At 48.2% G+C, this 21536-nt stretch carries 20 protein-coding genes and 1 riboswitch; of the genes, 8 read left to right on the top strand and 12 right to left on the bottom strand.

Going from position 1 to position 21536, the window contains the following annotated elements; genetic code table 11:
* Positions 1-23: 23 nt before the first annotated feature.
* Genes C3B52_RS31860 through C3B52_RS31840 form a run of 5 tightly spaced genes read right to left on the bottom strand, consistent with a single transcriptional unit; the run spans position 24 to position 4179 of the window.
* Entirely contained in the window at positions 24-788 is a 765-nt protein-coding gene (locus C3B52_RS31860; RefSeq protein ID WP_103110363.1) for an ABC transporter permease, read from the bottom strand.
* Between the two features lie 21 nt (positions 789-809).
* Positions 810-1607, bottom strand: coding sequence for an ABC transporter ATP-binding protein (locus C3B52_RS31855; protein ID WP_164685009.1), 798 nt, complete (start codon positions 1605-1607; stop codon positions 810-812).
* A 29-nt stretch (positions 1608-1636) separates the two neighbouring features.
* Positions 1637-2431, bottom strand: a complete 795-nt coding sequence (locus C3B52_RS31850) for an ABC transporter permease (protein ID WP_103110361.1) — start codon at positions 2429-2431, stop codon at positions 1637-1639.
* Positions 2432-2447: 16 nt separating this feature from the next.
* Complete coding sequence (locus C3B52_RS31845; protein ID WP_103110360.1) at positions 2448-3257, bottom strand: ABC transporter ATP-binding protein; 810 nt, start codon at positions 3255-3257, stop codon at positions 2448-2450.
* A 25-nt stretch (positions 3258-3282) separates the two neighbouring features.
* Positions 3283-4179, bottom strand: coding sequence for a sugar phosphate isomerase/epimerase family protein (locus tag C3B52_RS31840; protein WP_306418841.1), 897 nt, complete (start codon positions 4177-4179; stop codon positions 3283-3285).
* Positions 4180-4563: 384 nt separating this feature from the next.
* On the opposite strand from C3B52_RS31840, the gene C3B52_RS31835 reads away from it, so the two are divergent.
* Positions 4564-5313: a DeoR/GlpR family DNA-binding transcription regulator gene (locus C3B52_RS31835; protein WP_103110359.1), complete on the top strand. Its 750-nt coding sequence runs from the start codon at positions 4564-4566 to the stop codon at positions 5311-5313.
* Between the two features lie 77 nt (positions 5314-5390).
* Here the strand turns inward: C3B52_RS31835 and C3B52_RS31830 are convergent, their stop codons facing one another.
* Positions 5391-6002 (bottom strand): ECF transporter S component, encoded by a 612-nt coding sequence (locus C3B52_RS31830; protein ID WP_103110358.1) that lies wholly within the window; start codon positions 6000-6002, stop codon positions 5391-5393.
* 253 nt (positions 6003-6255) lie between these two features.
* A riboswitch (FMN riboswitch) is annotated at positions 6256-6412 on the bottom strand.
* Positions 6413-6638: 226 nt separating this feature from the next.
* On the opposite strand from C3B52_RS31830, the gene C3B52_RS37600 reads away from it, so the two are divergent.
* The gene (locus tag C3B52_RS37600) at positions 6639-6734 is read left to right on the top strand and encodes a putative holin-like toxin (protein WP_235615922.1); all 96 of its coding nucleotides are present in this window, start codon (positions 6639-6641) and stop codon (positions 6732-6734) included.
* 234 nt (positions 6735-6968) lie between these two features.
* On the opposite strand, the gene C3B52_RS31825 is transcribed toward C3B52_RS37600, so the two are convergent.
* The 4 genes from C3B52_RS31825 to C3B52_RS31810 all read right to left on the bottom strand — a co-directional run bounded on the left by C3B52_RS31825 (position 6969) and on the right by C3B52_RS31810 (position 10500).
* Entirely contained in the window at positions 6969-7766 is a 798-nt protein-coding gene (locus tag C3B52_RS31825) for an ABC transporter permease (RefSeq protein WP_103110357.1), read from the bottom strand.
* Positions 7767-7769: 3 nt separating this feature from the next.
* Complete coding sequence (locus tag C3B52_RS31820) at positions 7770-8564, bottom strand: ABC transporter permease (RefSeq protein ID WP_103110356.1); 795 nt, start codon at positions 8562-8564, stop codon at positions 7770-7772.
* Positions 8557-9567 (bottom strand): ABC transporter ATP-binding protein, encoded by a 1011-nt coding sequence (locus tag C3B52_RS31815; protein ID WP_103110355.1) that lies wholly within the window; start codon positions 9565-9567, stop codon positions 8557-8559. The genes C3B52_RS31820 and C3B52_RS31815 overlap by 8 nt, the downstream gene beginning before the upstream one ends.
* Positions 9568-9657: 90 nt before the next feature.
* Entirely contained in the window at positions 9658-10500 is an 843-nt protein-coding gene (locus C3B52_RS31810) for a PP2C family serine/threonine-protein phosphatase (protein WP_103110354.1), read from the bottom strand.
* Between the two features lie 154 nt (positions 10501-10654).
* Here C3B52_RS31810 and C3B52_RS31805 point away from each other — a divergent pair, with 154 nt between their 5' ends.
* The 3 genes from C3B52_RS31805 to C3B52_RS31800 all read left to right on the top strand — a co-directional run bounded on the left by C3B52_RS31805 (position 10655) and on the right by C3B52_RS31800 (position 17019).
* Entirely contained in the window at positions 10655-11947 is a 1293-nt protein-coding gene (locus tag C3B52_RS31805; RefSeq protein WP_103110353.1) for a glutamate-1-semialdehyde 2,1-aminomutase, read from the top strand.
* Between the two features lie 153 nt (positions 11948-12100).
* Positions 12101-12241, top strand: coding sequence for a hypothetical protein (locus tag C3B52_RS36955; RefSeq protein ID WP_012684780.1), 141 nt, complete (start codon positions 12101-12103; stop codon positions 12239-12241).
* Between the two features lie 245 nt (positions 12242-12486).
* On the top strand, positions 12487-17019 hold the full coding sequence (locus C3B52_RS31800) for a glutamate synthase-related protein (protein ID WP_103110352.1): 4533 nt from the start codon (positions 12487-12489) through the stop codon (positions 17017-17019).
* Positions 17020-17125: 106 nt separating this feature from the next.
* Here C3B52_RS31800 and C3B52_RS31795 read toward each other — a convergent pair whose 3' ends face one another.
* Together C3B52_RS31795 and C3B52_RS31790 are read right to left on the bottom strand one after the other, a co-directional pair.
* A complete protein-coding gene (locus tag C3B52_RS31795) occupies positions 17126-17572 on the bottom strand; it encodes a hypothetical protein (RefSeq protein ID WP_103110351.1) in 447 nt (148 codons plus the stop codon).
* A gap of 144 nt (positions 17573-17716) precedes the next feature.
* Positions 17717-18604, bottom strand: coding sequence for a hypothetical protein (locus C3B52_RS31790; protein ID WP_103110350.1), 888 nt, complete (start codon positions 18602-18604; stop codon positions 17717-17719).
* A 283-nt stretch (positions 18605-18887) separates the two neighbouring features.
* Between C3B52_RS31790 and C3B52_RS31785 the strand changes: the two genes are divergently transcribed.
* The 3 genes from C3B52_RS31785 to C3B52_RS31775 all read left to right on the top strand — a co-directional run bounded on the left by C3B52_RS31785 (position 18888) and on the right by C3B52_RS31775 (position 21394).
* Entirely contained in the window at positions 18888-19568 is a 681-nt protein-coding gene (locus C3B52_RS31785) for a zinc metallopeptidase (RefSeq protein ID WP_103110349.1), read from the top strand.
* 104 nt (positions 19569-19672) lie between these two features.
* A complete protein-coding gene (locus C3B52_RS31780) occupies positions 19673-20488 on the top strand; it encodes a pyrroline-5-carboxylate reductase family protein (RefSeq protein WP_103110348.1) in 816 nt (271 codons plus the stop codon).
* Positions 20489-20500: 12 nt separating this feature from the next.
* Entirely contained in the window at positions 20501-21394 is an 894-nt protein-coding gene (locus C3B52_RS31775; protein WP_305765424.1) for an NAD(P)-dependent oxidoreductase, read from the top strand.
* Positions 21395-21536 lie beyond the last annotated feature (142 nt).

The following is a 21536-nucleotide window of genomic DNA, read 5'->3' as shown; positions in this document are numbered from 1 at the left end:
TCACCTCATTTCCATCGCAGATGTCAGATTTTCCAACGGACGATTTTTCTCTCCACGAGATTAATCAAGCCGTAAAAGGTCGTACCGATGATCGCCGTGAAGAAAATGCAGGCAAATGCTTTCTCGGTCTGCATGTACTGGGAATACTTGATGATTTGGCTGCCGATTCCGATGTTGCCACCGATCAATTCGGAGGTGACCGCTGCGATGGTGGCGAAGATGCTGGCCAGTTTAATGCCCGTAAAAACATTGGGAAGAGCAGAGGGCAAAATTGCCATCGTAAACGTCTGCCAGCGGCTCGCACACAATGATTTCATCAACTCTAGGCGGATGTTTTCCACATTGTTGAAGCCGGTCGCCGAATTCATCATGACGATCGGAAAGCTTTGGATAACGACAGCCAGCATTTTCACCTCGATACCAAAGCCAAACCAGATCATCAAAAGCGGAACAAGCGTAATCAACGGCGTGATCACAAGGAAAATAACGAATGGCGAGAGCGTCTTATCGATCATCTTGAAATTGGTGATGAGCGCAGCCAGCAAAATCCCGATAGGCACTGCGACCAAAAAACCGCAGACAATCGTCACAATGCTGATTCCGATATGCGGTGCAAATTCGCCGAACGAAACAAACATCGTCTCTATGATCGACACGGGATTCGGCAAGATCCAGCGCGGAATATCAAAGCCCACGGCGGCAAATTGCCAGGTTCCGAACAGGATGAAAAACATGATGACAGGCGCGAGCACGCTAGTTGCATTCGATGAGGCCACTTGTTTCTGCAACGCACGTTCCTCCCTTCTGAATTACTTGATATGCCGTAGTTCCACTTTTCCAATCATGCTCGTCAGTTCCATCTCATATGTAATGAACCTCTCATGCTCGATCATTTCCAACGTTCGCGGTCTCGGAAGATCAATCTCTACCTCCGCCACGATCCGTCCCGGATTGGTCGCCATTACATACACCCTGGAAGCGAGCAATACCGCCTCTTCCACCTCATGCGTGATAAAAATGATCGTTTTTCCGGTTTGCTCCCAAATCGTCAACAGCTCCAGATCCAACTGCTCTCGCGTAAGTTCGTCCAACGCCCCGAACGGCTCATCCATGAGCAGGATTTCTGGTTCGTGAACCATCGCCCGGATCACACCGGCCTTCTGCATCATTCCGCCGGAAATCTCAGTCGGATAGGCATGCTCGTACTGCTTCAAGCCTGCCATTTCGATCAGCTTATCAACATTTTGCTCCCACTCCTTCCCTTGCAAGCCGAATACCTTGAGTGGCAGAGCGACATTTTGGCGTACGGTCAGCCACGGGAACAGGTTGGGCTGTTGAAAGATGAAGCCCATTTTTTTCATCAGGTCCCTGCTCGTCTTCCTCCCTGTGATCTCCTGCCCATCGATGTACATCTCTCCCGATGAGGGCTGAATGATATCGTTGAGCATCCGAATGATCGTCGATTTGCCGCAGCCACTGGGACCAAGAATCGCAACAAAGTCTCCAGGATACACCTCCATATTCACATCTCGCACGGCCACGATGTCTTTGCTTCGTGTTTTGAAGACCTTTGTGACATCGATCAGTTTGATTTTGGGATTTTGCACGTGATCTCCCCCCGATCCGATAAGCTGCCTCATTTTTTACGCCACACGATGAACTTGCTTTCCGCAAAACTGACCAATTGATAGAGTATGATCCCGATGAGCGCGACGATGAGAATGGTTCCGTACGTCATCTCTGTCATCACCAGGCCGGAATACTGGAGAATGCGAAATCCGAGTCCGACTGACCCCCCCACGAAATCAGCACTGATTGCACCAATCGTGGAAAAGATGCAGCCAAGCTTAATGCCGGTAAACACCTGGGGCATCGCATTAGGCAGAATCAGCTTGAAAAAGGTCTGCCGCCTGCTTGCGCCCATCGATCGCATCAGCTCCAGCTTCTCCGTTTCCACCGAGGTGAACCCGGACAGTGTATTTAGCATAATGATCGGAGCCGCCTGCAAAATCACTACCAGGATGCGAATGTTCGGGTCAAACCCCAGCCATAGCATGAAAAGTGGAACAATCGTGATCATCGGCGTCACGACCAAGAGGATAATAAACGGCGAGACGGCTTTGACAATCAGATCGTACTGGGAAAAGAGGCCTGCCAGCGTCATCCCGAGAATCGTCGCTACGATGAAGCCGATCACAACCACTTTTAGGGTAAAGACAAAATGAGGCCAGATATCAGAACCAAAATTCCGGATCGTCTCCACCAGGATTCCCGTAGGCGTGGGCAATACAGTTCTGGAAATGCCAGCAGTTCGGATGATGATTTCGAGCAGCAAGTACAAGCCTACAAACAACAGAATGGGAGATAATGAGTGCATGATCGATGCACGGTCTCTCGGGACTGGCTTGCTTTTCGTGCGTATGAGTTCCAATGTCAATCCCCCTCAGCTAGGTTGCCAGACGCTTTGCTTCGGCAGCATGCCCCTGGCGAATCACCTGGTTGATCAAGGTACGAAGCTCGATATAGCGCTTGTTGCTCGCGATGTCCTGTCCCCGTTCCTCCAGTGGGATGTCTACCTCGATCTCGGAGACGATTTCTCCGGGCAAGGGTGAGAAGACAAAGATGCGATTGGCCAGCAAGAGCGCTTCCTCCACGTTGTTGGTCACCATGATGATCGTCTTTTTGGTTTGCTTCCAAATGTTCAGCATTTCATAGGACAGCATTTTTCTTGTGATCGCGTCCAAGGCGCCAAACGGCTGATCCATCAGCAGAATCTCCGGGTTATGGACCAGAGCCCTGGCGATCCCGACCCGCTGCCGCATCCCCCCGGACAGTTCATGGGGGTATACATCCTTGTATTGGGCCAAGCCTACAATCTGGAGCATCTCGTCCATTCTTTGCTCCCAGTCAAATTCCTTGACCTTTAGCACTTCCAGCATGAGTCTGAGATTTTTCTCCGCGGTGCGCCAGGGGAGCAGGTTATTGCTTTGAAAGACGAAGCCAAATTTCCTGAGTACGTGGGATGGAATGCCCTGTTCGTACATCACCCCATCCAGCATGATCGTTCCTGTCGAAGGAGGCTGAATACCCCCTACGCATTTCAAAAAAGTAGATTTGCCGCAACCACTGGGACCAATCACACAAATGAATTCCGACTCGTGAATGTCCATACTGATCTGATTTAGAACACGAAGCTCCGCGCCTTTTTGTGAAAATGATTTTGAAAGCGCATTCACACGCATGATCACCTTTGACACGCTCCGCACCTCCACCCTTCACCCCTCATCCAATTCGCAATATTCTGTCCATTGTGACCGAAGTGTTGTAGACGATCTGGTCAGAATAACATTTATACACTGGACACATCTCGGCATTTGCCCATCCGTCGTAGTCCAGAGCGACAAGTTCATCCACCACCCGCACATAGTCCACGTCACCAGCGAGCAAATCGACAAAGCCAGCTAGGCCTTTTGCGTCCCGTCGATAATCTTTGAAATGCACCTTCACGATCCTCTTGCCCAAGATGCGAATCCACTGCTCCGGGTAGCCGAACGCGACCACATTGCCAACATCGAAAAAGACGCGTACCCACGGCGATCCAATCTTGTCGATGAAGTCCCGCATTTCCAGCGGCGAGAGCAAAAACTTGTTCCAAATGTTCTCTACTCCGATCACGACCTTCTTTTCTTCCGCGTATGGCGCAAGCTCGATGAAGGCTGACAGCGCACGTTCATAGGCGACATCGTAATCGATTACCTCTGAACCAGCAAAAAACTCGATCCTACTAGCATCCGGCACCACTTCATCAGGGGTGAAATCCACTCCTACGGTTCCCGGACAGACCAATATACAGTCAACACCGAGCAAAGCTCCGATGTCCAACTGGCGTCTCACCGTCTCCTTTGCCTTCTGGCGAATATCCTCACGATTGCTGGTCAAGGAAAACTGCCAGTACAGTCCGGTAGCCAGACTGTTGATCACGATCCCGATTTCATCTGCCGTCTGTTTCAAGTGAAGAATTTCTTCGTCGCTGCTTGTCAGGCTCAGCTCGCCTTTCATGCTTAGTGCCAGCTCAATTCCTTCGAATCCGCTTTCCTTCGCCAATCTCATACAGTCCACGATGTTCATTTGTTCAGGAAATGACCATATGTTAATGCCCTTCTTGATTTTGCAATGCACGTGAGCACTCCCTTCCTATCGAGATCGAATGTTAGGCAGAAAAAACTGGCTTCCATGATAAAATTACGATCAATAAGTTTAAATGTTGATACTTTTTGATCTATATTTTTCAGAATATTCTCTTCTTCAATCCATGTCAACAAAATATTGCGCCTGCTTCTTGTGAAAATAATTTGAATCTATCCCTTGTCCTTTCGCTATTTTTCATGTATGGCAGAAAAATTTGTTGAAATTTATCGATTAGGATTATCATTCAAAAAGTCTTCATTTATTTATAATTTGAATCATGATATTATCATTTCATGATCAAAATTAATCATACAAATCGAAATTTTTCATTTATTGCCTTATTTAATCATTTAAAATGAGAGAGGTTATACGAAGATGGAAAATCCACGTGCCAAAGAAATACTGGAGCATTTGAACCGCAGATCCCCCCTTTCGATAGATGAGCTCGCCTCTCTGCTGGCAGTCTCCACCGTTACAGTGCGCCGTGACCTGTCCGAATTGGAAAACGACGGCTTGATCATCCGGCAAAGGGGCGGTGCAGCCCTTCCCAGCAACTCGATTGAGCCGATGTTTCATCAGCGGCACAAGCAGCATCTGGAGCTTAAGAAGCAAATCGCCAAATACGCTGCGGAACAAGTCAGTGAAGGCGAAGTAATCGCCATCGACGTTGGCACCACAGCAGCCGAATTTGCCAAAGAGCTATTGAAAAAGAATAATTTAACGGTATTTACCAATTCCTTTCAAGCTGCTTCTATCTTGGCAAAAAGCCAGCACCAGGTTTACTTTGTAGGCGGCATGCTGCGCAAATCGGAAATGTCGATGGTGGGCTCGATTGCCAAGGACACCGTTCTTAAATTCAACTACGATCGCTTTTACATGGGGCTTGCAGGAATCAGCCTCAACTCGGGGCCAACCGATTACAGTCTGGAGGACGCCGAGGTCAAACGCTGTTTTATCTCCAAGTCCAAGGAAGTCATTGCGCTGGTGGATAAAACCAAGTTCGGCAAATCCTCGCTGGTGACAGTCTGCGAAATGGATGATATTACAACCATGATCACGAATCAGGACGATGGCACAATTCGCAGGGAAATGGCTCATTTCACCGGAAAGCTTGTTCAGGTGTAAATTCTGCGGGCTTTTTCAAACAAAAAAGACCTCCGTCCCACATCGGGACAGAGGCCTCACATCCAATATGCTTATCGTTATTTCCCTGTTCTTACTTGCAATCTCGGTGCCAGTTTGGCGAACACCGGATACGCTATCAACGAGATGACTACTCCCTTGAAAAGGTTAAACGGCACGATACCCACCAAGACAAGCGACCAGATGCTTGTCGCGTTGAACATCGCGAGCAGTTGTTCAATCGGCATTTGATACAGCACAGCGTAAGCCGGCAAGAGCGCGTACGCATTGGCAATCGCCATAACGATCGTCATCAGCAGTGTCCCCAAAGCAAGACCTGTCAGGAAGCCTTTTTTCCCTTTGCCCAGGCGTTGCATATAGATCGCCGGCAAAATAAAGCACGCACCCGCAATCACGTTGGAGATTTCACCAATAATCAGTCCATCTGTATTTTTCAAGAGCATGTGCAGTGTGTTTTTTATTACTTCGATAAGGACGCCTGCTACGGGACCAAACATAAGTCCCCCGATCAAAGCTGGCAGCGTACTGAAATCCAGCTTCAAAAAGCTAGGCATCAGCGGAATCGGAACCTCCAGGTATTGCAAAATAAACGCAACCGCAGCCAGCATCGGAATCGTCACCAGCTTTTGGGTTGAGCGCGCGCGTGAAGTATGCAGCGCTGTTTCTTTCATGTGTACCATCTCCCAAGTATTTTTTTCCTTCTTGAGGAATGGCAACAGTGGTCGTGAATCCACACGTCTTTGAATGCCTATCGTAACAAAAGAACCCTGAGGATAATATCTCCTCAGGGCTGGTACAAGCGCATGACAAATAGCTCGCGCAAAAAATGGGTACGAGAAACAAGCGGGCGGATTTTTCACAAATCACCCCTGCGTCTCATCCCGTTTGCACAGGCAAACAAGCACGTGTGGTAAACGTACTGTCGTCATCCTTCTCCCATCCAGACTGTACTGTCGGCTCTGGAATCTCACCAGATCCTGCACTCCGTCGCTTTTGACAGCTTGGGAGGCTCGCGGGCTTAACACGCTACATAAGCATGATCACCGCCGGTCGGGAATTTCACCCTGCCCCGAAGGAATGTGAAGTTGTATACAGCATATTATACTGCTGTTTTTTGATTTGACAATAGTGGAAAGTGGCAAAACGACACTTTTCAATAATTTTTCCGATGTATTTAGTCGGATTATGTGCTTTTTCGATAATCTGAACCTTACGAATACTTTTTCATGCTATAATCCACTTGTACAATAGAATCGGGCTCCTCAAGGGTGGTCAGGCTCATCCCCATTTGAAAGGGGGTGAGGCTAGTGGTAACGACTGAAACACTCGGGCTGATATTCCAGTTTGGATTGTTCCTAGTGGCTTTCATCGGCTTGGTAGTTACCTTGACCAAAAAGAAATAGACCGCCCTTGAGTCGACAGCTCTGCGGTCTATTTCACATCCAGTATTGAGCCGCCCCCTTGTGGGAAGCGTCTATTGTGCAGACCGTCCCGGTTGCAGCCGGGCGGTCTTTTTTTGTTACTTGTTACTTTTAATATTACCACAACAACAGTGAAATAAAAATAATGAATAGACATCTGATCTGCAAAACAAAGGAATCCTCATCAGGTTATGCCATGTATAGCGAGGCTAGACCTTACGACCCCGCTCCCCTGTACTTCGTGACACCCCAGTTCCAAACTAAGAGGCCCACCCCGAAGAAGATCACAGCCATCAGTGGCGTAAGTGCCGCATACGTATACCAAACCTCTTTGCGCAAAAAGTAAGCCGCCGGATAGACTCCGACGAAAGCAAATGGCAAGACGTAAGTGAGCACAAAACGAATGACCTTGTTGTACACATCAACCGGATAGCGCCCGTACTGTTGAATGTTGTAAATCATCGGGGCAATCCCTGTCCGGGAGTCAGAGAAAAAGCTGACGGCGGCAATCGCCGTATACACGCCTCCATAGATGAGAGCGCCGCTAATGACGAGTCCAATAAAAATCAGCGGGTCGTACCAGTAAAACGACAGCTCCAGCTGAATGGCCGCATAGCCCATAATGATCAAGCCGGTAATGACGCCAAAGATCCGGTCCGGTGCGATCGATTCCAGACAGACCTGTGCCAGATTGTGTATCGGTCTGGTCAAAATACGGTCCATTTCCCCACGGATGATATATCGCTCGTTGAAATCCCAGAAGCCGAAGAACATGGAGAACAGTGCATACGGAACCAAAAAGAAGCCGTAGATGAAAATGATTTCATCGCGCGTCCATTCCTTCATCATCGGAACATGTGTAAACACGACAATAATAAACACCAGATTGATCAGCTCGGAAATCAGGTTGGATACGAGATCGCCGAGAAAGTCAGCACGATACGCGAGCCTTGTTTTGAAATATTGCCCCAGGTAGTCTGCGAAAATGCCGATAATATGCTTGATGTTTTGCATGATCTACCCTCCTTGCACAACCAGCTTGCTTTTGGCTCTGCGCCAGAGAAGCAAGATGGGAACCAGAATCACGAACATCCAGATGACCTGAAATCCAATTAGCTCCCACGCCCGTGACGGGGTAATTGCACCTGTAAAGATCAGGCTTGGATAGTAGTTGATCGCCTGAAACGGCAAAAAGCCCATAACGGTTTGCGCCCAGCCCGGAAAAAAGCTGATCGGCAGCACGAGACCGGACATCAGGTCGACAACTACCCGTTTGGCACGCATCATCCCGTCGTTGCGGAACAGGAAAAATGTAAACAAGCCTGTCAGCAGATTGACCTGTGTATTAATCAAAAAGGCGAACATCAAGCTGATGAGATACAAGCCCCACCCTGTTGCCGTGGCCGGGAAGCTGAACGGTATGATCAGGCTGATCAGGAAGATCCCCGGACCCGCAAAAAACAGGAACCGGAAAATCCCTTCGCCAAATGCCTGCGCCGTTTTCACTGTGAGATAGTTATACGGCCGGATCATCTCGATCGCGACCTTACCCTCTCGCACATCCTGGGCTATTTCCGTGTCGATGTTATTGAAGTAAAACGCTCGGGACATCCAGGCGATTGCGACGTAGGACGTCATTTGCTCGACAGAAAGACCTCCAAGCTGCTGCTGTCCGCCGTAGATCGCTCCCCATAAAAAGTAGTACGCTCCAATATTGATGGCGTAAATGATGATGCCGCTGTAGTAGTTCACCCGATAGGCAAGCATGGTCAAAAAACGCATGCGAATCAGTTCCATGTAAAGCTTACGCATGGCTTACTACCTCGCTGTCTGTCGAATAAATATTGCGTACAATATCCTCCGTGCTCGTTTCCAGGATTTTCACATCGCTGACCTCAAACGTAGACATGACTGTGGATAAAACAAACGGCAGCATTTCCTGACTACGCGCCACTTTTACACGAAGCGCATATTCGTTGACCTGCTCGATTTCACAGGACATATCCCCCAAAGCATGGCGCAGATCGTCTGCCGTCGTGCGCTTTTTCATCTGGAACGACACCTCCGTGCCATTGCCCCATTTTTCCTTCAGGTCATTCAGCAGTCCGTCAAAAATCAGCTTTCCTTTGTCCATAACGAGCACGCGTTTACACAGGGCCTCAATGTCTGAAACGTCATGGGTAGTGAGCAAAATCGTCATGTTTTCCGTCTCGTTCAAATTGCGCAGAAACTCACGAATCTTTTGCTTTACCAAAACGTCCAGCCCGACTGTCGGCTCATCCAGGAACAACAGACGCGGCTTGTGAATCAGAGAGGCGGCTACCTCACACCGCATCCTTTGGCCCAAGCTCAGCTTACGAACTGGCTGACTGACGAAGGGGGTTATTTCCAGCTCCTCGATCAAACGATTCAGCCACTTTTCTCCCTCTGCCTCATCGACCTTGTAGACGCTTTTTAACAGACGGAACGACTCTAGTGGAGATAAATCCCACCACAGCTGCGAGCGCTGTCCAAAAACGACCCCAATCGAGCGCACGTATTCCTCGCGCTGCTTGAAAGGAACATAGCCATTAATCACGATCTCACCATCGCTCGGTGTCAGAATTCCCGTCAGCATCTTGATCGTCGTCGATTTACCGGCGCCGTTTTCCCCAATCAGCGCAAACATCTCGCCTTCCTCTACCGTGAAGGAAAGATCGTCCACCGCTTTTACTGTTTTGTATTCGCGGCTGAACAAATCACGAAAAGCACCACCAAGTCCTGATCTGGCCTGATGAATGCGAAACTCCTTTTGTAAATGATTTACTTGAATCATGGAAAACCGTCCTTTTTTACTCGGTTGCATAACACCTGTTAGTGTATATGAGCGATTCAATTTCTGCAAAAGGCAAACTGCACAAAACTGCTATTCCAAATACAGGACAATACCCGTCTTGTCATCCGATTTTTTAAAGCGAACGTAGCTGGTGCATTCGGGATCGCTGTTTTCCAGCGCCAATAGGTCGTCGGTATATCGCTGCAGTCCTTTATGAACGATCGGCAAGACAGTCTGTTCCCAATTCGGCTCGACCCCTCCATAAGGACGCGGCATGAACAGTCCATCTGTTAAAAGCACCAATGCCACTGCACCAATCCGATTCACACGACCGTATTCGATGAAATCCCTGGCAGAAGTATCCCCATTCAATACGCCATAGCCGCCTGGTGTGTTTGCCTGATACCGATTGTGGATTAGTACGTCCCTACATCGTTCCAGCAGCTCGGAACGGGTCCCTACACCTTGGGCAATTCCTTCCTCCCACTTGTCAAAAGCTTTGCTTTCCAAATGATTGACCTGCAGATGCGTCAAGGGGCGTACTGTATCGTCTGCATAAACAACAAAAATCATGCAATCCCCTGTTTGCGCGTATTCAATATGCGCCTCTCCTACGCGAACTACTGCACACGCCGCACCCCAGAGTGCTTCCTTTTGCGTCACATCGATCTGACTTTTGCCCATACTGTCATGCAGCGCCTCGTTCGCCATACTCAGTGAATCGTGCAGAGCCACTTCCTCTGACAAAGCCTCCAACTGACGCTTTACGAGCTCAGCGGCAATAGCTCCCCCTGTTTGCCCCGCTTCGTTCTCATAAGGAACGAGAGCAGAAACACCGTCTACCACTGCAAATACGTGCTTGACCTGTGAAATAACATAAGCATCCTCGTTGCTCTTGCCGCTACCCTTAATCGAAATACACTCGACTTTCATAGTGGACAACCGCCTTTGTCTGTGTGTTGTGATTTGCCCAAAAATTGTATCATTTTTCCTTTTTCACATCCAGAGCTGTTGGTCCATACCCACCTACTCAATTGCTGTGGTAAGATAATGAAGGACTTTTGGGACAAGAAAAGAGGGATTAACCATGAAACGTGAACGATCCGCAGAGCTGCACAACCAAGCTTTGGATGTGATTCTTGGTGGCGTAAACAGCCCATCGAGATCTTTCAAGGCCGTAGGCGGAGGTGCCCCAGTCACAATGGAACGTGCTGAGGGAGCATACTTCTGGGACGTGGACGGGAATCAATATATCGACTATCTGGCAGCGTACGGACCGATCATCACTGGTCACGCTCATCCGCACGTAACCAAAGCAATTTGCGAGGCAGCGTCAAACGGCACGTTGTACGGCACGCCTACTCCATGGGAAGTTACCTTCGCTGGCATGATTCGCGAAGCTATTCCTTCTATGGAACGCATCCGCTTTAACAACTCCGGTACGGAATCTGTCATGACCTGCATCCGTGTAGCTCGTGCTTACACTGGCCGTGTAAAAATTATCAAATTCGCTGGCTGCTACCACGGTCACTCTGATCTGGTGCTGGTGGCTGCAGGCTCTGGGCCTTCCACTTTGGGCATTCCAGACAGCGCGGGCATCCCGCAAAGCATCGCGAGCGAAGTGATTACTGTACCGTTTAATGACAAGGCAGCATTCGCTGAGGCGCTTGAAAAATGGGGCAGCGAAACTGCATGCGTGCTGGTCGAACCGATTGTCGGCAACTTTGGAATCGTGACACCTGAGCCTGGCTTCCTTGAGGAAGTGAACCGACTGACACATGAAGCAGGTGCGCTCGTCGTATACGATGAAGTCATCACTGCTTTCCGTTTCTGCTACGGCGGCGCACAAAACCTGCTTGGAGTGGAGCCGGACTTGACTGCACTTGGCAAAATTATCGGTGGCGGTCTGCCGATCGGCGCTTACGGTGGACGTCGTGAAATTATGGAACAAGTAGCTCCGCTCGGCCCTGCTTATCAAGCGGGAACGATGGCCGGCAACCCAGCCTCCATCCGCGCCGGAATCGCTTGCCTGGAAGTATTGAAGCAGCCCGGTGTCTATGATGAATTCGAACGACTGGGTGCCATCCTGGAAAATGGTATTCATGAAGCGGCAGATAAGCATGGCGTAACGATCCAGCTCAATCGTGTCAAAGGCGCTATGGCTGTATACTTCACAGACGAGCCTGTCCATGACTATGATGCTGCACAAAAAGCAGATGGCGAGCTTTTCGCCCGTTTCTTCCGTCTCATGCTCGATGAGGGAATCTGCCTTGCTCCGTCCAAATACGAGGCGTGGTTTATCACGACCGCCCATACCGAGGAAGACATTCAAAAGACGATCGCTGCGGTAGAACGTTCTTTTGCAAAATTGCAGGCGTAAATGATTTAGCTTAGTGATGTGAGCCTTTTAGAAACACATCAAAGCTGTGCCCATGACTGGCAACCAACCATTGCCACCATCATGGGCCTCTTTTTTCGGTCATACTAATGGATGTCACGTCTGATTCCGTATTCATCTGAGGAGGAGATCCTGGTGTCAAAAGGCGAAAAGAGCTATCCGCAAGCTCCTGAAAAAACGCTGGATTCCAAGATGAGCAGTAAAATGCTCGAAGTAAAAGGATTCCAAACGCCTCGAAAAACGGAGCATCATAAAACACAAAATCACGATCGTTAGAAACCTGAAACGGGCACATTCCACCAATTACCAAGGGAATGTGTCTATTTTTTGTCGTTGATACATAGGCGTTTTGATCGATTAAAAAACTTTTCTTAAAGGTAAAACGCTTACATTACGATTTGCCGCTTTTCACTTTATTGCGCTGAGCGAATGTTCATGCTATTCTTAACACCACAATATTTTTAGAAGTTTCAGAATTGTTTATAGGAGGTGGATGGTCAGTTACAACTGACCGAGAAATCATGCTAAACAGAGACCAGAAAGAAACCATTGAACAATTCCACGATTATCATCGCATCGAGCATGATAGCTGCGGAATCATCTGTATCATCGAAAAACAGGGTATCCCTACGCGAAAAAATGTAGACGAGACCATTCGCTCCTTGATTCAAATGGAGCACCGCTCCGGCTTTATCGACGGCGAAGGTGATGGCTGTGGAATTTTGACCGATATTCCCCGCACACTATGGTCGAGATATTTGCATCAGGCTGGACTGGATGGGGATTTTGCTCATGATCCTCGCTTTTCCGTCGCTCATATATTTGTTCCACGAAATGGACATGATGCACAGCTTGTTCAAGACGAAATTCGCACCTTGTTTACAAGCAATCAGCTTGCTATTTTGCTTGAACGTGAAAATGCGGTTAACTCGGACGTGCTCGGGAAAAACGGGAGAAAAGATGAGCCAATATTCTGGCAAATAGCCATCTCTGCCCCAGAAGGCTTGACCGAAGCCGAATACAGCAAGCAGCTTTTTGAAATCCATACAGCCATTGAGTCTGCGCATAATGTGCATGTCGCTTCCCTCAGTCCTGTAAGCAGTGCCTACAAGGTCATGGGTGCCGCCAACATTTTGCCAACGTATTTCGACGATCTGGCAGATGAACAGTTTCAATCCTCCGTTACTGTCGGTCATAATCGCTATTCCACCAATACGTTGTCTAACTTTTTCAGGGTCCAGCCCTTTTCGCTACTCGGCCATAATGGAGAAATCAATACGATCAGCAAACTGGAAGAGGAAGCCCAGATGCTTGGGGTTCCACTCGTCGATGGCGGCAGCGACTCGCAAAATGTAAATCGGACCATCGAGACGTTTATTCATCGCTATGGACTCAGCCTTTTTGAAGCGATGGAAGTCGTCTTTCCTCCGATTCACCATGAAATGAAGCTGCTCCCCGCTCATCTTCAGGATCTCTATGTTTATCTGCGCCAGGCATGGGGGCATTTTGCCCAAGGTCCTGCCGGCATTGTTTCCCGCTATTCCAACGAATGCGTATTTAGCGTGGATGCCCTCGGTCTGCGTCCACTCTGGATGGTAGAAGGCCCTACCTCCCTGTACTTCTCGTCTGAGCAAGGTGTCATTCCTGTGCATCAAATGGCAAGTGAGCCAAAATCGCTTGCTCCTGGAGAAAAGGTCGGTGTGGTCCTCAACCCTGGAAAACAGGTGGAGGTTCTCTCGCATCATCAGCTCCAGCAAATCATTTACGAGCGCTTTTCGCAAAAAATCGAAAGCTCAGGTGCACGTCAACATTTGCATTACTTGTATGAAGCAGAGGTTCTTGCTACAGAACCAGAAATCGCCGCTCCGACCTCTTCCATTTACAGTGCATATGGCTGGGATCGCGAGCAGGTGCAGCTGATTGAGCAGATGGCCACAAACGGTGTTGAACCGATTCGTTCACTTGGTCACGACGGTCCGCTGGGGGTTCTCTCCAAGGAACGTCAAAACCTCGCTGATTTCATCAAGGAAAGTGTAGCGGTTGTGACCAACCCTGCCATTGACCGAGACCGAGAGATGGAGCATTTCTCCACTCGTGTCGTCATCGGCGCTCGTGTTCCTCTCTCTTCCAAGGCGGGAACGTACCAGCGGATCGAGCTGCCATCTCCCCTGCTCGTGGAAGGGCAAGCCTTGCAAAAGACGTCTGCCGATCAACATACCCTTTCTCTGGAGCAGGTTATCCATCACTTTAACAACCATCCAGCCAGCATTGCGATTCTATCCACTCATTTCATCGCAGAGGATGGCTATGCGAAAGGACTGAAGCAGCTTACCCAGACAGCAATTCAAGCGGTCAAAAACGGTGCGGTTCTGCTCATTCTCGACGATACAGACGCTCATCAGCAAGAAAAGTACTGGATGGACCCGCTGCTCGTCATCGCTTCTGTCGATCAGGCTCTCAAGGCTTCCTTTGACCAAGAAGGCATCAGCCTGCGTCGAAAAGCAAGTCTGATTCTGCGATCCGGGGCGATTCGCTCGCTGCATGATCTGGCGCTGTCCATCGGTTCTGGCGCTGATGCTGTCTCACCTTACCTGATGTTTGCAACAGCTGCTGCCAAAAATGGCGATGTTTCTGCAAGCAATTTGTACAGCGCGATAAACAAAGGATTGGAAAAAGTCATTTCTACCATCGGCATCCACGAGCTGCGCGGCTACGGGCGTCTCTTTTCTTCCATCGGTTTGCGCCAGGATGTAGCAGAAGCGCTTGGCATCGTCAACTTCTGCGGGTCCGAGCAGGCAGGTGTCTCGTTTGGTGACCTGCAAGAGGACAGCATCCGCCGCCATCACGACTTTTCTAGTGAAACAGCTCGCGAGTCGAAAACCTTCCATATCTTCCCGCGTTTATGGAAGCTGATCGGACAAATGGCAGCTGGTGACATCCCTTACTCTGACTATGCCCTCAAGCTGGATGAAAACGAGCGGGATAATCCTATCGCGATTCGTCACGTTGCTGACTTTGACTTTGAGCAGGCAAAAGAACAGATCGATCCTGAGCAGGTCGATATCAGCGTTGGTGAGCATTCCTTGCCATTCTTGATTTCGTCTATGTCTTTTGGCTCGCAAAATGAAACGGCCTTCCGCGCTTATCCAGAAGCAGCCGATCAGCTGGGTATGATATGTATGAACGGCGAAGGCGGCGAGATCAAGGATATGCTAGGTCGCTACCGGCATACTCGTGGCATCCAGGTCGCGTCCGGTCGCTTTGGTATCAATGTAGAACTGGCAAATGCTGCTTATCTATTAGAAATCAAAATCGGTCAAGGCGCAAAGCCAGGTGAAGGCGGTCATTTGCCAGGCTCCAAGGTAACTGCGAAAATCGCTGCTGCTCGTAACGCGACCATCGGCTCGGATCTGATCTCGCCCTCCAACAACCACGACATTTACTCGATCGAGGATTTGGCGCAGATGATCACCGAGCTGAAAACCGCCAATGACAAAGCTAAAATTTGCGTGAAGGTGCCGATCGTGCCAAACATCGGAACGATTGCTGTAGGTGTAGCCAAGGCAGGCGCAGATTATATCACCCTCTCCGGCTTCGATGGCGGAACAGGTGCTGCCCGTGTCCATGCGCTTCAGCACGTAGGCTTGCCAGCAGAGATCGGGGTCAAAGCAGCTCACAATGCACTGCTCGAAGCAGGACTGCGCGATCAGGTGGAGCTGTGGGCGGATGGTGGCGTAAAAAGTGCCGCGGATGTCGTCAAGCTGATGCTGCTTGGTGCCAACCGGATCGGATTTGCTACGCTCGCTATGATCGCCGTAGGTTGTACGACTTGCCGCGGCTGTCATTTGGATACATGCCACGTCGGGATCGCTACGCAAATCGACAATGTAGAGGAAGCTCATGAAAAAGGACTCCGCCGCTTCGTACCGCGTCAGGCTGATCTTGCGGTATCTGGGCTAAAAACATTCTTTACCTTGTTTGGCGAGGAAGTACGACGTATTACTGCCGCTCTCGGCTTTACCCGTACCCAAGACCTCGTCGGACGCTCTGATCTACTGGTACAGAAGCGTCTGCTGGAGAAAATTGATCTGACGGCTCTACTGGCGGTACATCCTCTCTATAAAGCTGCGGTGAATGGACAGGTGGATGAAACCGAGGAGCGTGTCCTTGTAGCAGCAGGTGCTTTGGCGACTGCCTCCGAGAGCCGTTATTTCAATGCAGATCGCCCTATTCAGGAGACGTTCACCAGCATACTCTCAGGAGAGCGTGTCCTAGGCAGTCGCTGGGCAGGAGCGCGGGTAGAAAACCATCTCGATGGCAGCTACACCTCGTTGCCAGAGGTATCCTTGAATTTTGTCGCAGGGAGTGTGCCAGGCAATGGTTTGGCAGCGTACAATGTCCAAGGCGTCAACATCCGTGTCGAGGGTGGCGCACAGGATGGCGTCGGTAAAACGAGCTTTGGTGGCCGTGTCTCTGTCCTTAAAGCAAAAGGGCTTCAAGGTGCTTATGTGAACGGTTCTGTCGGAAAAAGCTTTTGCTATGGGGCGCAAAAAGGGCTGTTCGTTGTTCAAGGAAACGCAGATTCCCGTGCCTGCATCCGCCTCTCCGGTGCTGATGTTGTCTTTGGCGGAGAGATTACGGAGCCGATTCAGGATGAGCTTGGCGGCATTGGCTCACGTGCGAATCTGAAGGGCTTTGCCTTCGAGTACATGACCAATGGACGCGCGGTTGTCCTGGGTGATCCAGGTCCATGGATTTGTGCAGGAATGACAGGTGGTGTCATCTACGTCAAGCTTAACCCGGAAATGAGCTTTGACCAGGCAGCATTGGAGCGCCGCATCGCCAAAGGGGCAAAAGTCTTCCTCTACAAGCTGGATCAGCAGGGAGTCAGCGATGTGCAGGAACTGCTCGGTCACTACAAGGAAGAGCTGCTTGCTACTGAGCAATACGAAACGGCTGCCCGCGTACAAAAATGGATCGACGAAGCGGATTCCCAATTTATCATGATTTCGCCGAAGAAAGAGCAGGCTGATCCGTCTGTGTCTACAGAGTGATAAACTTACCTCAACCTTCAAAAGACACTCCTCCCTTAATTGGTGGAGTGTCTATTTCCATTACTAGCCCCCAACATATTCCATCGTCTACAGATAGCATTTCACATTATTTCGATTTTAATGCATCTTTAAGGGCTTTTTCTAAAATTGCCTTTGCTTTACTATCTAAGGTTACTACTTTCGCACCGACAAGAACTGTTCCATCTTCAAATATAGTTATAGGGGAATTTGGATAATAGCCTTTACGTTTTATGTAGATCTGAAAAATAACATTAACATTATCTGCAGTTAAATCATCAATACTAGAAATCTCTAAATTATTCATAGATTCTAAAATAGACAGTATAGATGATATTTCTATCGACTGATTGAGTGTATATATATTTTTATTTTCTGCGTCATAAATTTGAACATTATCGATTTCTTCAACTAATAAGCTATTTTTGTCAATGAAAATATCTTCGTTTTTGGGATTTAAATATTTATTTAGCAATATAATTGCGATTAGAACAATAACCAAAGCTACAAGTACAGACACTGTTTTATTGCGCAAATACTTATCCCTCCCCAGTCATTTCAAGAAGTAATTCTTATATCTTTATCTAAGATAAGCAGGAATAAATGGTTTTTAAATATTGGGCTATCCCTTTCTATTCGAGATTTGGAATAGCCCTATCAAGTCTTATATTATGTTTTCTTAATTATTAATTTGTGCGTAGCCAGAAGAGTATCCATCCCATTCATAGCCAGGATTACTAAATGTGACACCAATGTAGCCATTACCAATGGTGACACTTGAAATATCTGTATCTCCCCAAGTATGAGTGAATTGTGTTCTGGCAGTTGTGTTTACCCGGCCTTTAAAATACGGCCACACTGTAATATAAGAGCTATCCCATGAGTAGCTGTTAGCGTTTGGCCATAATACATTTACGGTATCCTGGGCCTTATAATAAACCCCACTACCACCTATTCTATGTGGATATAAATTATTATTATATGTTTTTAATGATTCATCGTAGGTGTAAAAAGAAGAACTTGAGATCTCAATGTTTGTGGAATCATTAAAAAATATTCCCAAGCCATCAGCTCCCCCCATTTTCGCTGGTGATCCAGATGTAACAGGTAAATGTTTCCTCCAATACTCATTTTTCCAGTATACACTAGACACTATTAAATACCCTTGAGATGAAGAATATACTTTTGGACTACCTAGATCAATTGCATTAGTTGGTGGAGATGTAGATTGAATACTGATTCCCCCATCTTCGTTAATTGTAGCTTCATCGATTCTTTGAATGTCATATTCACTTAGTATATCTTTTTCTTTTTCTAACAATATTTCAATGAATTCGGAACTTCCCTCATAATCTTCAGCTGTTTTCCCCTTTTGTTCTTTAAGTTTATCTTTTGCATACTCCCTAGCCTTGATTTCTGATTCAATAATTATTTTCTCTATCTCTTTACGTTTCTCTAAGGTATTACGATCAATTTTAGTTTCTTCTTGTCCATAAACTACGCTACCAAAGACAGTTGGAACTAATAACGATAGAACCAAAAGGGAATTAAATACTTTTTTTCTCATTTAATACATCCTTTCCTGTTTTATTATTAGATTCACAAAAATAATAATAATATATTTCTAATTTAGAAATCAAGAAATATTTTCCATAATAGTTTTATATTAGATAAAAGGTTTGTGCCTTTTGTGTACATATAAACATACGTTAATATTGTCAATGAAGGTCAGAGATTGTACAATAAATAGTGAAACCGCCATGATACTTATTCGTATATATGGATATGGGACACACTGAATGAGTATGGTTTGCACTTTTGTATAGATGAAAATGAGGAGTGAATGTTCAATGTTATTCCACCCCATGGATATTCTGATTTTTATCGCATTCGGACTGTCGCTCTGGGCGCAATTTCGGGTTAAAGGGACCTTTAACAAGTTCGCTGATGTTCCTACTTCCTCCGGTCTCACCGGTGCAGAAGCTGCCAGACGTATGCTCGATGCAAACGGCTTGACTAGCGTTCCGGTAGAGCATATCCCAGGGACACTGACCGACCACTACGATCCAATGTCGCGCGTGGTGCGCCTGTCTGACCCCGTTTACTTCGGCAACTCTATCGCCTCTTTGTCGGTAGCTTGTCACGAGGTAGGCCACGCGATCCAGCACAAGGTTTCGTACCCGATGCTGGTTGCACGTCACCGCATTTTTCCAGTAGTGAATCTCGTTTCTGGAGTGGCTCCTTTGCTTTTGATCGCTGGTCTCTTGTTCCACATGTCCGGTCTTCTGCTGTTCGGGATTATCTTCTTCTCCGCAGCGGTTGCCTTCCAGTTGATCACACTGCCAGTTGAGTTCAACGCAAGTAGCCGTGCCAAGGAACTGATGGTGAGCATGGGCTTCATCCGCAATAGCGAAGAAAGTGGCGCGAGCAAGGTTCTCGGTGCTGCTGCTCTGACTTATGTTGCGGCTGCTCTGATCTCTGTTCTGGAGCTGGCGAAGTACATCATGATCTTCCGCAGCTCTGACGACTAATCATTCGGCTCGAACCTTTTGAAACCTAAGGTACAGTCTCTCTTTCCGGGAGATTGTACCTTTTTTACATAGGCTGCGTTACAATACGAGGGGAGGTTGTTGCGATGCGCATCGGAATTATTGGATTAGGCAGTATAGGACAAATGCTTGTGAAGGCTTTGTGCAAAAGCGGCGTCATTTCACCGGAAAATGTGATTGTATATAACCGCACACGCGAAAAAGCGGAAATACTACAAGCTGCGTACGGTATCACGGTTGCCCATAATGCGCAGGAGATTTGTGAGCAGGCAGACCATATTTTTCTGTGTACCAAGCCTCTGGACATTTTGCCGCTCCTCGGTGGTCTAGCCGTTTCTGCTGAAAAGCATGTCATCTCCGTAGCGGCAGGCGTGAGCATTTCTGATCTGGAAAAAAGCCACGCTGGTCCCGTTAGTAAAGTCATCCCTACCGTAACATCTCAGGAGTTACATGGTGTTTCTTTGTTTACGTGCAGCACCCGAGTGAGTGCTGAGCAGCGCAGCGAATTTGTAACCCTGCTCTCTGCGATTGGCACCGCCCAAGAAGTAACAGAGGACGTCATCGAGACTGCCACCATCATCAGTAGCAGCGCTCCAGGCTTGATTGCAGGAATACTCGAATCCTTTGCCATGGCTGCAGTGCGCAAGACACCACAGCTAGACATCGATACAGCACGCAGCATATTGGTAGAGACTATGCTCGGCACCGCCCTGCTTTTGAAAAATGAACAGCTAGGCTTTGATCAGCTGATCACTCAAGTAGCGACCAAAGGCGGCATTACAGAAGAAGGACTACGTGTCTTGGACAAAACTCTTCCTGGCGGGTTCGACGAGCTTTTTTCTATGACAGAGTCCAAGCATGCGATGCTCAAAGAGCTCGTGCAACAACAAATTACAAAGTAGCAAATCAACAAGATGATAAAGGAGAAAGTGACAGTGAAAATCGGTTGGATTGGACTCGGCAACATGGGGATTCCAATGGCGAGCAATTTGCTTGCAGCAGGCTTTGACCTGTATGTTTGGAATCGAACACCAGACAAAGCAGCACCCCTGCTGGCTCTTGGGGCTAAACAGTCAGCGACACTTGCACAGTTGGTCGATGAGTGCGATATCTTGTTTACAATGGTCAGTGATGATGACGCTGTAAAAGCGATTTATACGGGAGCAAACGGTCTGCTTTCTGCCGCAGTCAAAGGAAAGCTGGCAGTAGATATGAGTACCATCGCACCAGATACATCTCGCTTTTTGGCTGAGCAGGCAAAGAAAGTCGGTTTGCGCTTTCTCGATGCTCCTGTCTCGGGAAGCGTAGGTCCTGCCAAGGAAGGCACACTCGTCATCATGGTTGGCGGGGAAGAGGTAGACTACGAGGAAGCAAAGCCGATGCTGGACAAGCTCGGGAAAGTAGCGCTGCACCTAGGACCGAACGGATCGGGTACATCTGCCAAGCTCGCGATCAATCTGTTGCTTGGAATAACGGTGCAGGGTGTTTCTGAAACATTGCTCTTTGCTCGTTCTCTTGGGATTAGCAGCGAGCAAATGCTAAATATCATTTCGGAAAGTGCGGTAGGAACTCCTCTCATCCGTGGAAAGGCTGCCTCGATTCTCGCCGATGAATTCCCGGCTGCCTTTGCTTTGAAGCATATGGCAAAAGACCTCCGACTCGCAAAGGAAGCGGGCGTATCCACACCTATGGCAGATACGGCGAATGCGAGTTATCGCCAGGCTTTGGAGGACGGACTTGGTGAAATGGATTTGATGGCGATTATCCGGCATTTGGAACAGAAAAAGGAAGTCGTAGCCGCCAAGTAGTAATCGGCTCAGAAAAATCGAGTAGGAGGGGGTGACTAACCCCCGACCTCTCACACCACCGTACGTACCGTTCGGTATACGGCGGTTCATCTAAGTTTGACGTAAAAGAAAATACCTATCCTTAAGACTCTTAAGACCTTCG

It is taken from the genome of Brevibacillus reuszeri, from assembly GCF_002897295.1.
In the GTDB taxonomy this organism is placed as follows: domain Bacteria; phylum Bacillota; class Bacilli; order Brevibacillales; family Brevibacillaceae; genus Brevibacillus; species Brevibacillus reuszeri_A.
Note: the sequence above shows the minus strand (reverse complement) of the source record. Positions and strands in the feature narration are given on the sequence as shown.